Origin of the sequence: Evansella halocellulosilytica (assembly GCF_002335745.1) — a bacterium.
In the GTDB taxonomy this organism is placed as follows: Bacteria; Bacillota; Bacilli; order Bacillales; family Salisediminibacteriaceae; genus Bacillus_CA; species Bacillus_CA halocellulosilytica.
This window is the reverse complement of the sequence record NZ_NIST01000001.1, coordinates 2534489-2548838: the sequence shown is the minus strand read 5'-3', so window position 1 is coordinate 2548838 and position 14350 is coordinate 2534489. Positions and strand designations below refer to the sequence as shown.

Genomic DNA, 14350 nt, shown 5'->3' with positions numbered 1-14350 from the left:
AATTAGAATTAACAAGAGTATTTTATGTCGTAGAATTATTTATCACTAAAGAAAGGTGGGAGCACATGGTTGAGAGGTTTATTAACGAGGCATTAATAGCACACTCTTCTACAACTAAGAAAACATACAGAAATGCTTTATTGCAATTTCAAACTTGGTTATCAGGTGCGGGAACAGACTTGGAGAATTTTGGGCGGGTCGATGTACAACAATATATTAATTATCTGGCTAGCCAAAGAAATAGTGCAGCAACAATTAATAAAAAGTGGAACGCTATCAAAAAGTTTTGTACATGGAATAACAATACTGAAGCAACAGAAGACATTCAAGTAGTAAGAACTCCAAACTACTTAAACGAGGCACCGAAGTCATTGTGTCCGCCGCCATTTCCAATGACGGCGGATTTTGACATTTTAGGAATTAATATTGACGTTACATGAGGTAGATTATATGTGACAATGGATTTTTGAGAAAAATATCCATTACGGAAGAAAGGCAAAATAAAAGCCCCAAAGAGATGACCGTCTCTTTGAGGCAAAAACATTTTCAAAAACCATGATTATCATAAAACATATCTCTAAATCTATCAAGGGGTACTTGAGGAATTACCATGAAGTACCACCCGTCTATAATGAACCATGCCCATTATGTGGAAGTAACCTTCATAAACATGGTTATTACAAAAGAACAGTCCTTACAAAGTCAAAGAGTTATATCCTTCGGATTTATCGCTGGAGATGCTCGAATCAAACTTGTAGACAAACAATCTCTATTCTCCCTGACTTTTTAATACCATATCGAGCTCATTACACATTGATCTATGAGAGTTTCTTTTTGAGGATTTTTCATAAAAGAGAAACGTATCAAAGTGCTAATCTAAAGATAACACGTGGCTACCCTTATCTTATACCAAAGGGAACCTTGAAACGTTGGAAACGACAATGTAATAAACAACTTCAACGTCTCACCCAGCAAATGTTAAAAATGTTATTAAGGGTGTATCCTGCCTTCAATGTTGGATCAAAGGTCCGTCACCCGAATGTGGCGGAGACTCTTATTCAACTCATCTTAACCGTTTGGAAAAAAGTTCATCCTTCGAATCCTTACCCCTTCTACGGTTTTCTCCCATGGATAAATTTGCTTATACAAGAATAAATGCCTCGCAATGGAATTTCCTTCAGGAAGTCTTTCACCGACATCATCAATGCCATTTTGTATTCGCCTAAAATACGGCTAATAATAACCATAAAGTTCCAATAAGGGTCGTGAAATCCCACAGAACTTGTCCCCTCTTCAATTGAGCCCCTTTATAAGAAAATAGAAAAGACATTTTATTTAAAGGAGGCAGGAGATGGACGAACAACTGAGAACAAACATCGCACTATTTCGGTTTGGTTTAATATCAAACGTTGTAACCAGAACCTTGGAAAAAGGAGAATTATCACAACATCTAAGATCTATATCCAATCAAAAGCACATCAATGCATATGGAGAAGAGCAAACCATTAGCAAACGAACACTCGAACGTTATCTTCAACTTTATCGTCAAGGAGGCTTCGAAGCACTAAAACCTAGTAAACGTGCAACATGTACATCAAGAGTGATTGGAGAAGAAGTATTAACGAAAGCGATTAGATTGAAAAAGGAAAAGCCTGAACGCTCTGTCGAGCAAATCATTCGTATTCTAGAGTTAGCAGGTGTTATTAAACAAGGAGAAATATCAGAGAGTACGTTATCGAAACAATTAAGAAAGCTAAATATTACGAGAAAGAAATTAAGAGGATCAAAGTCGGGGAGTTATCGTCGTTTTGAGTTCCCTTATCGAAATGCATGTTGGCAAGGGGATGTTCAACATACACTTTATCTTCCAGATCCTAATAAACCAGAGCGTAGACTCACTGCGAAACTCATTGCATTCATGGATGACTATTCAAGGTCCATCGTCCATGGCGAATTTTACTTTCAGGAACGAGGACCACAATTAGAAGACTGTTTACAAAAAGCAATGATTTCTCAAGGGAAGCCTGAACAAATTTACGTCGATAACGGAGCAGTATATCGATCGGATATTTTAAAACTTGCATGTGCAAAGTTAGGGATTAAACTTTCCCACTCTAAACCTGGACGTCCTGAAGGACGTGGGAAATTAGAGCGCTTTTTCCAGTTTGTCGATACCTCTTTTAAAGTTGAAGCTTATGACTTAATCGAATCTGGAAAAATACAAACCATTGAGGAACTAAATCATTATTTTCAAATTTGGTTAGGTACGTTCTATCATGAACGCAAACATGGAGAAACAAAGCAAACACCTAGAGAGCGTTTTGAAGAAAATGATCATCCACTCGTTTTTCCCACATTAGAAGAAATGAAGCAAGCATTCTTATGGGAGGAAAAGAGAAAGGTAGATAAGACAGGGTGTATATCCTTTCAAAATAATAAATATGAAGTAGATTCTGTGCTTAGTGGCAGTGAAATTATTGTTCGATACGACCCAATCGATTTAAATCATCTTGAAGTGTGGCACGATGGAAAAAGCTTTGGTATGGCAAACGCTTTGGAAGTTCATCGAACAATTGATAGACGGTTCATTATGGAAGAAGAAACACAAGAAGAAATAAAAACACAATATAACTTTTTAGAACTCATCCTTCCTGAGCATGAAAAGAAAAAGAAAGAGCAATTGGGACGCTTAAGTTACAGTTCCATTATAAGAGGTGAAGACAAATGATAGCAGCTTATTTTGGGTGGGAAAAAACCCCTTTTCAAAAACAAATATTAACGCATGATTTATTCCAATCCGAACAGTTCGAAGAAATGCAAGCAAGACTCGAATTCATGATTAACCAAAGAGAATTCGGCCTTATCACAGGAGAAGTTGGTGCAGGAAAAACAACCGCCCTACGGGCTTTGCATGACCGTCTTGTATCAAGTGAACATGTTTTTCTTTATTTATCAGATTCATCTTTAAAACCAAGGGATTTTTACCGAGAGATGCTTGTGCAAGTTGGGATTGAACCAATGTTTTTAGCAAGTGATCTGAAAAGACAATTCAAAGCCGCTCTACTAGACTTATATCAAAACAAGGAAAAAACACCGATTGTAGTGATCGATGAAGCACACCTTTTATCGCCTACAATGTTGCAAGAAATTCGTTTCTTAACAAACTTTGAAATTGACTCATTATCCCCTTTAGCACTTATTTTAGTGGGGCAACCAGAATTACGTGATAAAATACGCCTTCGAAGTCTAGAAGCTATTTCTCAACGAATTACAACTCGTTTTCATTTAGTAGGATTAACGTATGATGAAATGAAAGAATATATAGAGCATCATTTGAAAGTTGCAGGCGAAGAAAGACAAATATTTACGGAAGCTGCCATGAAGAATATTTATACGTACACAAAAGGAATTTTACGATTAACAAATCGTTTATGTACAGAGTGTTTATTAGATTGCGTTGCGAGAAAAGATAAGTTAGTTGACGAAGATACCGTAGAAAGAGTAATCGCTGACCAGAGATATTAAATAAACAATTTGACTTCGGAAAGGGTTAATTTAATGGAGACCAAATTAAGTACCATTACCATAAAAAGCATGAGCATGGATGACAAGATGGAACTGCTTAAACAAATAGAAAAAGAAAATGAAGAATTAAAGAAGCAAAACAAAGAGTTAATCAAAGCAATTTAAAAGCATAGAGAGCATATAGAAATGAAATTATTATTATAATTATCTCCCTCGTCTTAAAGACGGGGATTTTTTATAGCTGACAAAAAAGTGGCGGTTAAAAGAAGGAAAACGAAATGGCGGTTCCGAAGGAAGTTAGTCAACGACAGTGACGTTTCCGAAAGAACCGTCATTTAATATGGCTTCTGACATCATTGAAAAGAAATGAACTGAATAAATTAATTCGAGAGGTTGACCGCACCGGTAATAACAGAAACATTGCTATAATTATGCTTCTGGTTAATACTGGTGTTCGCCTTCAAGAGTTGGTTTCTTTAAATAAAGAAGACATTGAAATGACTGAAAGAAAAGGACAAGTAACAATAAGGAATGGGAAAGGGAACAAGGAAAGAGTAATCCCGCTTAATGCAGAAGCAAGACGGGCTATTAGAAGATATCTAGCAGATAGAATGGATAACGAATCTCCATTGTTCCTTTCTACTCACGGGAAAAGAATCTCTCCACGAGCAGTACAACACTTATTAAAAAAGTTCGGATATAACGTACATTCATTACGACACACATTTATTACAACACTTGTTCGAAATAACGAGGATTTTTCACTTATTCAATCTTTAAGTGGACATTCTTCAACAGATATGGTAACTCGTTATTCTCTGGCAGATAACGAAACAAAAGAAATTGCGTTAGAAAAATTAATGTGAGAGATGTTTAAAGACCACCTTTCATTTAAAAAGACCTTCTATCCAATTCACAATACTGTTCCAAAATGAGAATAATACGGAAGAGCCGTTAAGTTCCTTTCTTTTGATATAGATGTACCAGTTATGAGCGAGGCTAAGCGAATGGTATATGTTATACGTGAGGTCCTATGTGACTTAGGGATTCCAAAAATCTTGATATATGCTAATATGAGTGGAAGCAAGGGGTACCACGTAGAAATTTTTTTTGAAAAGGAAATACATATTACCCAATCTGAACAGTTGTTTAACATTGTAAAAAACAAAATAGGTGAATTAATAGACGTTTTCCCGGAAGGAGAAATTGAGCGTCGCCCACTACCAAATCAAGGAATGAAATTACCTTTAGGTATACATAGAAAAACAGGGAACATTTGCTGGTTTGTAGATATAGACGACGGCTGTGCTCCTATTAAAACACAAGAATACATACTAACAGTTGATAAAGTAAATAACGATATAATTGAAACCATCTTAGAGGATCACTCTTATCAGAAAAAGCCCAAAAGTATTACCAAAGTAAAGAAAAAAACTATATCCATACCAACTAGAGATTTAGATACACCTACTGTTGAAAAAGCAGAAACATTGCTCCGATATGGCATACAATCACCGGGAACCCGTCACAAAAGTCTTGTTCAACTAAGTTATTATTATCGTCACCTTGGGTTTCATCAAGAAGAAATTGAAGATGCATTAACGAAATGGCTTATAGCACAACCTAAAAATATGTATAAGACCCCTTATAAGGAATGCCAAAAAGAGATTAAGAGAATGGCAATTAGCGCAATGCAAAAAGATTTTTCATTTTTAGAACAAAGTAAAACTATTTCCTTTTATTCATCCGAAGTAGAAGCATTATTCGGCAGTCAAAATACACCTAAACCACTCTCTACCTATATGGCTTTACTAATCCATCACAAACGCTTCTCTAGAAAAGATGGGTGGTTTTTCATGAGTTATCAACAGGTTTCTACAGCCACTGGCCACTCTCCGAGAACAGCATTTACTCACATTAAAAAACTTCAAGAAAACGGGAGTTTAGAATATTACCAGAATTACGATTACTATCACGATGGTGTCAGACCAATGCATAAACCAAATTTATATAAAATTTGGCTTCCTGACTTTGTGAAGACGGATGATAAAAAATTAGATTTCACTCTAATGGATTTGTCTGATTACCGAAAAATAAAAGCAAATTTAGTACGACATTATTATTTTGACTTAGTTGGTATCTAATAAAGTAAAAAACCTTAACAATCTGTTTATAAAGGATCGTTAAGGTTTTAATCATTACAAAACCATACATAACTACAAGAAACTATTTATTTCACAGTTTGTTACTGCTGAATAATGTTTTAATCATCACAAAACCGTTTAAAACAAAATCGACACAAATTTATAACAGATAATTACTGATTTTAAATGTTTCAATCATTACAAAACTGTTTAAAATTATATCTTTGATAGTAATCCTCTAGAGATTTTATTCGCGAAAAAAATCAACCGAAAAAAATCCATACAAAGGGGTACACCACTCTAGAAAAAAATAGAAAAATGTATACTGCCGAAAATAATAGCATTTATATCGACATTTTTTTATAACCGCTTAAAACACCCGAAAATCAGCGATTTTATTGAATTTTGGCTGCTGTCCAAAAAACTGTATCTCAGCAAATAAGCCACTACATTCTTTTAAATAATCGGGCCATATTTATATGATAGAATTAAACTAACAATAAATTACAACTATTTTATGATAAAGAGAGGGAGTTTCTTGGATTTATTTAAAACATTATTTAATAGACAACTAAATGAACCTTTACAAAGAAGGGGTAACATTGAATATGAAGTACAATATCAATCAAATAACATTGCTAATAAAGGATTTGAAATAATTGAAATCATTAATAAAGAAAAATGTTCATTGATTTTATATAGGCATTTTTATGACCTTCCAGAGGAAGAAGAAAGAGAGATAGTTCTAAAAATAAGAATAATAAATGATAATGGTTTGCTATACCCGGAACCGGTTTTAAAAGCATTCTTTAACTATGACTTCTCAGAAATTGAGTTAGGTGATATCGAAATTGAAGAACACCTAGCAAGCAATGGTTATGGGGGCATATTACTCAACCAACTAATAAATATTGCAGTTCAGAAGAAATCAAAAAAGATTTCTGGCTGGATATCAAGAGTAGATGAAGATCATATGGACAGACTGACTCACTTTTATAAAAAACATCATTTTGTAATGTCGTTAAAAGAAAGTAAAAGTCTCACAAATAAAATAGGTGATATAGTGTGGATTAACCCTGATTATTAAAGCCGAAAATATTATTTCGAGGTAACTCCTTTAAATAAGGTTAGGTGAAAAAATGACTAAACAATCATTCGATTTTTCATTTGAAGAACTTTTCCAATTCGTTGTCAAAGATGAAGTATCACAATTCGTTAGAACTCTTGGAGAAAATGAAAAGAATACAACAAAAAAATATTTAACTTTGCAAGAAGTATCACAATTGACAGGCATAGGTACATACACATTACGGCAGTTAACTTTTACAAGGGCAATGCCGCATAGAAAAGTGTTGTCTAGACTAATTTTTTTGGAAGATGAAATAACAGAAACAATTAATAATTATAAGAAATATGGCTGGACTGATCCAGACAATAAATGGGATGTATCTGCTGTACAGGCTGAAATCGAATCGTTACGTAAAGAAAAGGAGGAATCTCCAATGATAGAAGATATATTCAGAAAAATTATAAGAGAAGAATTGAATAACTTCTCAGATGAAATTAAAAGCGAGTCCCAAAAAAAGAAAGAAAGTTACTATGGTAGGACGGTACTAACTATTAAAGAAGCAGCAAATCACTTCAGAACTAGTCCGGCTACGGTCTATGGTCTAATAAAAGAAGAAGGAATGCCCCACTTCAAAATTCATAGCAGGTATTTCATTGTACTGGAAGAGGCCGAAGCATATTTATGGAGAGAGACAGCGAAATCCTATGCAATAGAAGGAAATATCTATTGGCAACGAATTTTAGAAAGGCTTGATTGGGAAGAAAAAGAACGAAATGCTGCTTACGAAAAGGCATTAAAGCGGTTAGAGGAAAGTACTTTTTAATAATTATGATTATCTGCCAATATTTTATTTAGAGACAGTCATTTAAGGATCATGCTCTATTTTTAATACACTCAAAAAAAATAAAATTGATCCATTTAATGAACTGTCTCTTTATTCTTTACCTTATTCCAAATTACAGTGATTAATCTAAAATTAAACTAAATAATTTGTTTTAACGCAAACATGTTTTTCAAGTTGTTTTGCTTCCATCTCATTTATCAACATTCTAATTTGTATCTTCATACCTTCTAAAAGAGTTACTATATCCTTTTCTTCATTCAAATTTAATTTTGGAACTATAAACTTAATAAATGCTTTTTCTTGTTCTAAAATGTAGTCAGATACTTCTGTCAATGTAAGAATGGAATTTATTGTACCAAAAAATATCTGTGAAAATGCAGCATTGTAAATATCATTACCTATAGGACCAATATTTAAATAGCCCACTACTTTAAAACCAACAATACTCTTTTTGTTTTCATATAGTGTAATATCCAACCCGTCTGAGGATTTAAGTGGGGCCAATTCTTCTATATATAATTGGTCCCTTTTGTGCACTGCAACAAAAGGTTTTACAACTCCAATTATGACCATAAATAAAAAATCTATTTCCATATAAGAATCATTAAGCATATTACTTATTAAACTTTTATCGTCCTTAGAAGGATGTGCATTTTCCTCAGGATGAGTATGCCACTCTCCTAAATAAATTCTTTCCCCGCTCGACTCTTCCCAAGCCGTTTTAATAATCTCTTGCGCTTTATGAACATTTCTATAAAAATAGTAGAGACCTGATTTATCTCCCTTTGTTGGTTCTGAAACCCTATCTACTAATATTAGATCATTATACACCTTCCCTAAAAGTACTCCTCCTGCTTCATGTTGTTTTTTGTTCCTTTGCTTATAAGAATCAAATAACCTTACTACTTGTTCTGTAAAAACAATATGCATTTCACCGAACTTATAAATCATTAAATCCACACTTTCATGGTTTATTCAATTTCTTGTATCCTACTGGAAAAATCAGTTGCCCCTACCCACTTTGTTGCTAGCAAACGTTTCTTTTTTCTCTGCTCAGTCAGGTTCCCAATCCATGTGAAAATCCTACTTTTATTATCTTCATAAACTAATTGTTGTTGAATAAAAAACATCACTTCCACGATGAATTTTTTTAATTCCAGTACTCCATAAGGAACATAGGAAGTATAGCACCCAAGTTCCCTTTTAGAATACACGTTTCCATCCTTTAATATTTGGTATTTATATAAACCTTCATTATTAAATAATATGTTAAGAGGTACACTATTATTTGGTTCATTCCATATTGCATGTCCTCCGGCTAAATAAGGTTCAACCCATATATTTAATATAGGCTTTTTAATTATATTTTCTCTTTGTAACTCATTAATCCTTAACTCTGTTGGAGTATTACTTATTGCAACTATTATTAAATCATAAGAATTCAAGGCATCTGGATTTTCCATAAGAACTGATAAAACATTTTCATTGTATACATCAATATTACTTGTTGGGTAGTGCTTGCTAAGTTTGCTTTTAACTGCCTCTGTTTTCAATTCCCCAACATGATCAGCACCACAGAGGTGTCTATTTATATTTTCAAAACTTAAAATATCATTATCAATTAATAATAAGTCTTGAATTCCGATATCGAAAATTCCTTGTGCAATTTGACTTCCAACAGCACCACACCCCACTATTGCTACTTTATTTTCAATATTTTCTACCTTTCCATCTCCACCTCGTGTTTTCAAACGAATGGCACTAACATCTTCAACTGAATATTTATTAAGTTCCACCATTGGAAATTCCTTTATTATCTCAAGTAAACCATGTTGCTTATTTGCCCTAAATCCCTTTATACCGGTTTGTATTCTTCTACGACCTTTATACTTTGATACAATCTCTTTGTAAGGTTTAGAATGCTCCCAAACACCCCATGAATACTGACTGTCATCTTCCATTGAAAATAATACTTTAGTTGGTCTTTTGTTTTTTGACAAAAAATTGGTAAGGCTCTTTAAATTACATTTATTTTCTTTCAATAAGTTATAAATCTCTTTATTATTTTTAGGAAATGGATATTTAATAGGTTCTTTTAATGGGATATATAAAACCTTAGTTATCTCTTCTTCATTAATTATTCCACCTAAATTATGAACCCAGTTAATGGCATCACTTTTTTTATCAGCAAAGATTCCTTTTTCTAACCAATTTTGATACTTAAATGGGGCTAAGTACACCTCTTTAGAAGTTCCAGAAGGTTTTACGATTGATAAATAGAACCCCCTACTGTTTTCAGCCCAATAAGTTTCAAATTCATCTGAGTAATCATTAAGGTTTTGTTTTAATATGCCTTTAGATAATATTTCCTTACACTTTTTAATTGTTGCTTCTAATACACCTATGGGCTGTTCAGGATTCGGACTTGCTGCTACTTCATCAAATAGGCAAAGCGTTTTAGACATACTTAGGTGTGGTAAAGGATATACTTTTTGAAAACTTTGTTCATCTAACTTTACTTTAGGAAACGAATCAGGAAAGTTAAAAGGAAGGCTAACTAATAAATTTAACTCATGTTCCACTACCGATACCCTCACTTTTAATGTAACAGGATATTTGTTAGTGTCTTCTGGATTAACTTTTATTGCCCCATAATGTTTTTCGAGATATCGAACAGATTCGCTCCTAATATTTGAATAGATTTCTTCCAAGTTATGAGGAACGTCCATGATTTCCTAAAATTGCTGGTGATGATGTTTGTAAAGCATCCCCTTTGTTCACTCTATTTTCAGTTTCAGGTGGAGTGTATTCGGGAAAACGTTCTCCAAATACTTTTCTCCAAATATCAACTGAATCACTTATTTCCTCTTTTTCTAGAGCCTTTTGTCCATTTGTTATCAGAGTTGATAATTTACTTAAAAAATTGTTTTTCGCAGTTTCTGACCAATCATCTAACAACTCTTCATCCGGAAAAACCGGTCGTTTCAAACTAAATGAATCACTTAAAGCGTCATAAATTTCTTTAGCAAGTGCAATAAATGCAGAGTCGTCATCGTCTACATAACCCTCAACAAAATAGTTTGCAGCCAGTATTGTAAAAACCATTCCACTAGGAAACTTATTATCTCCCTTTTTATTATCCTTCCATGCTTTAAAATACCTAACCATTCGTTTAAGTTGACTACCTTTCTCTGTTACTTCTGAATGAAACCAGTTAGTTAACGCCTTCGGGTCGCTATCAATCCAACCATTTGTTTTATGAGCCAATTTTGGATGTTCAGCATCGTCTCCTTTAACATAGATTGGAAAGTCAATATGATAATCATCTTTGTAGACGATACGTACACAAGTATTTTTATTAATTGGAGGAGTACTCGTGTGATCCTCAACAGCATTTACAATCCAGTTATGTACTGTACTTGCTAGTGGCCATTCCCCTTCATTTTTGCCTGCTAAATGTATTAAATACACACCATCATCTATATCATATTCACCTTCAATGGGTTTAATAGTAGTATTCATCATATATGAGCCTTGTCCCCAAAATTTTGGCTTTGATACTTTCAAATTAGTTTCAAAATAATTCTGAATTTTGGTTCTTAGTGCATTCCTCGATGTACGCAAGGATTTCTTCTTTTCAGGTTTCAATTTAATTTCTTTATCAAAGTCAAGAAATAAATCATTACATTGTGCCAACTGCCTCACCTCTATTATTTATTTTTTCAATATCATTATCAAAAAAATGCAGTAGTTCAGGTTCTTCAATCCATTTTCTACTTGCCTCATGCCCTTTTTGCTTAAGTAATACAATAGAATCATTAGATGCTTTGTCCAAATCAATTTTCTTACTTTCCTCATTTGTGAGAGGTTCACTACCAATTCTTACATAATTACCGTTAAGTGACTTATTTAAATATTCTATATGGTAATGAGTTGAAATAGACTGTAAATCCATCATTAAAGAAATTAATTTTACATTCCACTGTACAAACGACCTTCGCCGAATTTTAAGTGGTTTTTGGTATGAAAAATTTTGATGGAGTGTGGATATAGATAATAAACTAAAATTTCCATACTTATAATTTGATTTGCCGATAAAATAACGATATGCTTCTTGAATTCCGTGTAACGACGGGTTATTTGCAAATAAACCACCGTCTGCAAACTGGTCATTATTGTGTTCCATTGTAGATATTTCTTGTATAGGGAAATAAGTTGGTGCAGCAGCAGTTGCTAATGCAACATCAACTAATAAATGGTTGCTATCTCTTCCTAATTCATCATGATGATCGGTTTTAATTATACATGGTGTTCCCCTAGTAATATTTGAAGTTGGTATCAATACATTTGTTTTACAATCCCTAATTCTTTTTTCCCCAAAAACATTAACTAGAGCCAACCTTAAATTGCTATCACTATACTTCGATGTAAATAAAGCCTGTTTAATTTTATGAAATAAGCGAGTATATTTCGTATTATAAGGAAAAATTTTGGGGCCATTCTTTTCATAAAGACTTACAATTTCTTTTGCAGGGATACCTGCTGATAGTGCAAGGGCGATAATTCCTCCCGTAGAAGTACCGCATATTAAATCAAAGTAATTATTTAACTTACCGTACTTTTCTTCAAAGTCAGACAGAATTACCGCTGAATATAAACCTTTAATTCCACCACCATCAATAGATAATATTTTATAGGGTTCTAATTCCTTCATTCAATACACCACCTCTCTTTAAAATTAAAATAATTGTAATATTATGTAACTAAATTCTAACATAATTGACTGAATTATACGAGAACATACTTTCGATATTAAATTAAAAAATTTCCATATTTATAATATATCTTCGTCAATATATAGTTTTAAAAAGTAAAAAAGCAACAGAATATAATATACTCTGTTGCTTAACTTTAAGTTAATTATTTACGTTGTCTATAATAGTACTTTATAATTTGTGTCTGTAGGGTTGGTACCGGTGGTCGGGGTCGAACCGACACTCCGTGAGGAACACGATTTTGAGTCGTGCTTGAACCACCGTATAGGCTTACGTTATGCAAACCGTCCATTTGAGCGATATACCTCGAATTGATTGCACACTACCGCTTTCCTTTTCGTTGATTATACGATATATGTCCGAATTGGACAAGAATTATTTATTAAACTTCGATCGCATCATACGCCGCGTCTATTTCATCGCGGGTAATGCCGATGTATTTTAACGTCATAGCCGGGGTGCTGTGGTTTAATATCGCCATAATACGGGTTATGTCGTGCCCCTGCGTATACAATTGATAGCCGAATGTTTTACGCAAAGTATGCGTACCTACTGCGCCAATTTTACCCGCAATTCCTGCCCGCTCGGCCGCTGCATTTAATATACGGTAGGCTTGCACTCGGCTAATCGCTTTATTACCGCCCTGTCTACTGAGAAATATATACTCGTTGTTTCGACCGTCCAGCTTCGCAACTTCGTTCTTTACCGTTTTACTCAGCTTAATTCTGCGGGGCTTACCCGTCTTCTGTTCGCGGAGCTTTATCTCCTCTTTGCCGCGTAAGTCTCCGAGCTTTAACGTTAAAAGGTCGCCGATTCGCAAGCCTAGAGAAACTCCCATCACGAACATTAAACGGTCGCGGCCGGCGAGTGCGGCTTTCATTTTGCGTATGTCTTTCAGGTCCTTAATCGGATTTACTTCGTTAGCCATCGTTACCCCTCCGTAACTTATCGATATGTTATGTTACACCGAGTATATAACGAAGTGATTACGGTATGCAAGGAAAATATTTCCGAAATGAAAATTTTTGTGCGTAATTTGCGGGCATCAGGCGCAGGGAATATTTGAGGGGGCGTTGGGGGTCGGTGGTTTTTTATTCATTTGAAGGCATAACGACTGTAACTTAATGTCCTTTTGTTACGTTGAAAAAACGCTGAAAGACGTGTTATTAAGCGATTTGTTATTTACGAACGATCATTTCCGTTTATGCAATCGAAGAAACCGCGTTAAATCAACGTTTGTTCTCCGCTCGACTTTGCATAAAAGTTGCATAAAATCCGCCTCAAAGCGTTCGAGGGGTCGCCCGCCGGCAGGGTGTCGCAGGATATACCGCCCCATATCCGTATGTATGCGTGTGTAGCCGTGTCGCCCTATCGCCCTATAACCCCCTGAGTTTCGGCAAGGGGCGTTCAGCAGGCCCCTGTCGCGGGCTATAACCGCCCGTATCCTCGTAACGTGTCAACGCACGGACGGGCTAAAACGTAGCTCTATCGGAAATTAACGGAAGCTCAAGACGGTTGTATATACAAGTTCCTTCTTATATGTACGTACCCTATTTCCGGGGTGTCGTCTGTTCCGTATCTATGTAGGTTTACACGGATGATCGTAACCACCCGTGCAACTATATTACTGTTCCTTGCGGTAATGCGCAACCTTCGTTTTAATGTCGCCTATGTCGGCCTGCGGGCTACCTACGGCTTCTACCTCGTGCTTTTCCGTCAACATACCGTGTGCCTGCAAGAACGTGCGGAACATAGCCGCGTTGCCGTCGTTTATAATATGCCCCGGTATTGACTCCATTACCTCCGGCAACATGTCGGCACTCTTACGCACAATCGCCCGCTTGAGCTCGTCGTTAAAGTCGCCATCTTTGCGCCAGTTACGTAATGTGCGGTCAGTTACACCCAGCTTTGCGGCGATTTCCTGGTACTCGAGGCCGTGCACCGTCGATAAGATTTCGATTGCCTGCAACTGCTTTTCGTTTAATTTTCGCAT

General features: G+C 35.0%; 13 protein-coding genes and 1 pseudogene. 8 read left to right on the top strand and 6 right to left on the bottom strand.

Annotated features, from left to right (window positions below):
• Positions 1-65 precede the first annotated feature (65 nt).
• From CD001_RS12175 to CD001_RS12140, 8 genes and pseudogenes are all read left to right on the top strand, one after another.
• Entirely contained in the window at positions 66-440 is a 375-nt protein-coding gene (locus tag CD001_RS12175; RefSeq protein ID WP_096187977.1) for a site-specific integrase, read from the top strand.
• A gap of 115 nt (positions 441-555) precedes the next feature.
• A complete protein-coding gene (locus CD001_RS27305) occupies positions 556-1155 on the top strand; it encodes a DUF6431 domain-containing protein (protein WP_407081092.1) in 600 nt (199 codons plus the stop codon).
• Positions 1156-1351: 196 nt separating this feature from the next.
• Positions 1352-2728, top strand: a complete 1377-nt coding sequence (locus tag CD001_RS12165; protein ID WP_096186329.1) for a DDE-type integrase/transposase/recombinase — start codon at positions 1352-1354, stop codon at positions 2726-2728.
• Positions 2725-3525 (top strand): ExeA family protein, encoded by an 801-nt coding sequence (locus CD001_RS12160; protein ID WP_096186330.1) that lies wholly within the window; start codon positions 2725-2727, stop codon positions 3523-3525. Before CD001_RS12165 ends, CD001_RS12160 begins: the two co-directional genes overlap by 4 nt.
• Before the next feature lie 356 nt (positions 3526-3881).
• Positions 3882-4391, top strand: a complete 510-nt coding sequence (locus CD001_RS12155; protein ID WP_257009798.1) for a tyrosine-type recombinase/integrase — start codon at positions 3882-3884, stop codon at positions 4389-4391.
• 96 nt (positions 4392-4487) lie between these two features.
• Positions 4488-5669: pseudogene (locus CD001_RS12150) on the top strand (hypothetical protein); the annotation flags it as partial.
• 538 nt (positions 5670-6207) lie between these two features.
• Positions 6208-6756: a hypothetical protein gene (locus CD001_RS12145; RefSeq protein WP_096187974.1), complete on the top strand. Its 549-nt coding sequence runs from the start codon at positions 6208-6210 to the stop codon at positions 6754-6756.
• 52 nt (positions 6757-6808) lie between these two features.
• Complete coding sequence (locus CD001_RS12140) at positions 6809-7561, top strand: helix-turn-helix domain-containing protein (protein ID WP_096187973.1); 753 nt, start codon at positions 6809-6811, stop codon at positions 7559-7561.
• A 153-nt stretch (positions 7562-7714) separates the two neighbouring features.
• Here CD001_RS12140 and CD001_RS12135 read toward each other — a convergent pair whose 3' ends face one another.
• The 6 genes from CD001_RS12135 to CD001_RS12110 all read right to left on the bottom strand — a co-directional run bounded on the left by CD001_RS12135 (position 7715) and on the right by CD001_RS12110 (position 14350).
• A complete protein-coding gene (locus CD001_RS12135) occupies positions 7715-8533 on the bottom strand; it encodes a ribosomal-processing cysteine protease Prp (protein ID WP_096187972.1) in 819 nt (272 codons plus the stop codon).
• A gap of 20 nt (positions 8534-8553) precedes the next feature.
• Positions 8554-10311, bottom strand: a complete 1758-nt coding sequence (locus CD001_RS12130; protein WP_096187971.1) for a ThiF family adenylyltransferase — start codon at positions 10309-10311, stop codon at positions 8554-8556.
• Positions 10295-11287, bottom strand: a complete 993-nt coding sequence (locus CD001_RS12125; protein WP_257009797.1) for a cyclic GMP-AMP synthase DncV-like nucleotidyltransferase — start codon at positions 11285-11287, stop codon at positions 10295-10297. The genes CD001_RS12130 and CD001_RS12125 overlap by 17 nt, the downstream gene beginning before the upstream one ends.
• Positions 11265-12296 carry a CBASS cGAMP-activated phospholipase gene (locus CD001_RS12120; protein WP_096187969.1) on the bottom strand — a complete coding sequence of 344 codons (1032 nt, stop codon included), beginning with the start codon at positions 12294-12296 and terminating at the stop codon, positions 11265-11267. Before CD001_RS12120 ends, CD001_RS12125 begins: the two co-directional genes overlap by 23 nt.
• Before the next feature lie 443 nt (positions 12297-12739).
• Positions 12740-13285 carry a site-specific integrase gene (locus CD001_RS12115; protein ID WP_096187968.1) on the bottom strand — a complete coding sequence of 182 codons (546 nt, stop codon included), beginning with the start codon at positions 13283-13285 and terminating at the stop codon, positions 12740-12742.
• A gap of 696 nt (positions 13286-13981) precedes the next feature.
• Positions 13982-14350: a phBC6A51 family helix-turn-helix protein gene (locus CD001_RS12110; protein WP_096187967.1), complete on the bottom strand. Its 369-nt coding sequence runs from the start codon at positions 14348-14350 to the stop codon at positions 13982-13984.

Excerpts from the sequence above, each read along its gene's own strand:
- CD001_RS12160 (WP_096186330.1), top strand. The coding sequence starts at position 2,725 with ATGATAGCAGCTTATTTTGGGTGGGAAAAAACCCCTTTTCAAAAACAA.
- CD001_RS12130 (WP_096187971.1), bottom strand. The coding sequence starts at position 10,311 with ATGGACGTTCCTCATAACTTGGAAGAAATCTATTCAAATATTAGGAGC.
- CD001_RS27305 (WP_407081092.1), top strand. The coding sequence starts at position 556 with ATGATTATCATAAAACATATCTCTAAATCTATCAAGGGGTACTTGAGG.
- CD001_RS12175 (WP_096187977.1), top strand. The coding sequence starts at position 66 with ATGGTTGAGAGGTTTATTAACGAGGCATTAATAGCACACTCTTCTACA.
- CD001_RS12120 (WP_096187969.1), bottom strand. The coding sequence starts at position 12,296 with ATGAAGGAATTAGAACCCTATAAAATATTATCTATTGATGGTGGTGGA.
- CD001_RS12140 (WP_096187973.1), top strand. The coding sequence starts at position 6,809 with ATGACTAAACAATCATTCGATTTTTCATTTGAAGAACTTTTCCAATTC.
- CD001_RS12115 (WP_096187968.1), bottom strand. The coding sequence starts at position 13,285 with ATGGCTAACGAAGTAAATCCGATTAAGGACCTGAAAGACATACGCAAA.
- CD001_RS12135 (WP_096187972.1), bottom strand. The coding sequence starts at position 8,533 with ATGATTTATAAGTTCGGTGAAATGCATATTGTTTTTACAGAACAAGTA.
- CD001_RS12110 (WP_096187967.1), bottom strand. The coding sequence starts at position 14,350 with ATGCGAAAATTAAACGAAAAGCAGTTGCAGGCAATCGAAATCTTATCG.
- CD001_RS12165 (WP_096186329.1), top strand. The coding sequence starts at position 1,352 with ATGGACGAACAACTGAGAACAAACATCGCACTATTTCGGTTTGGTTTA.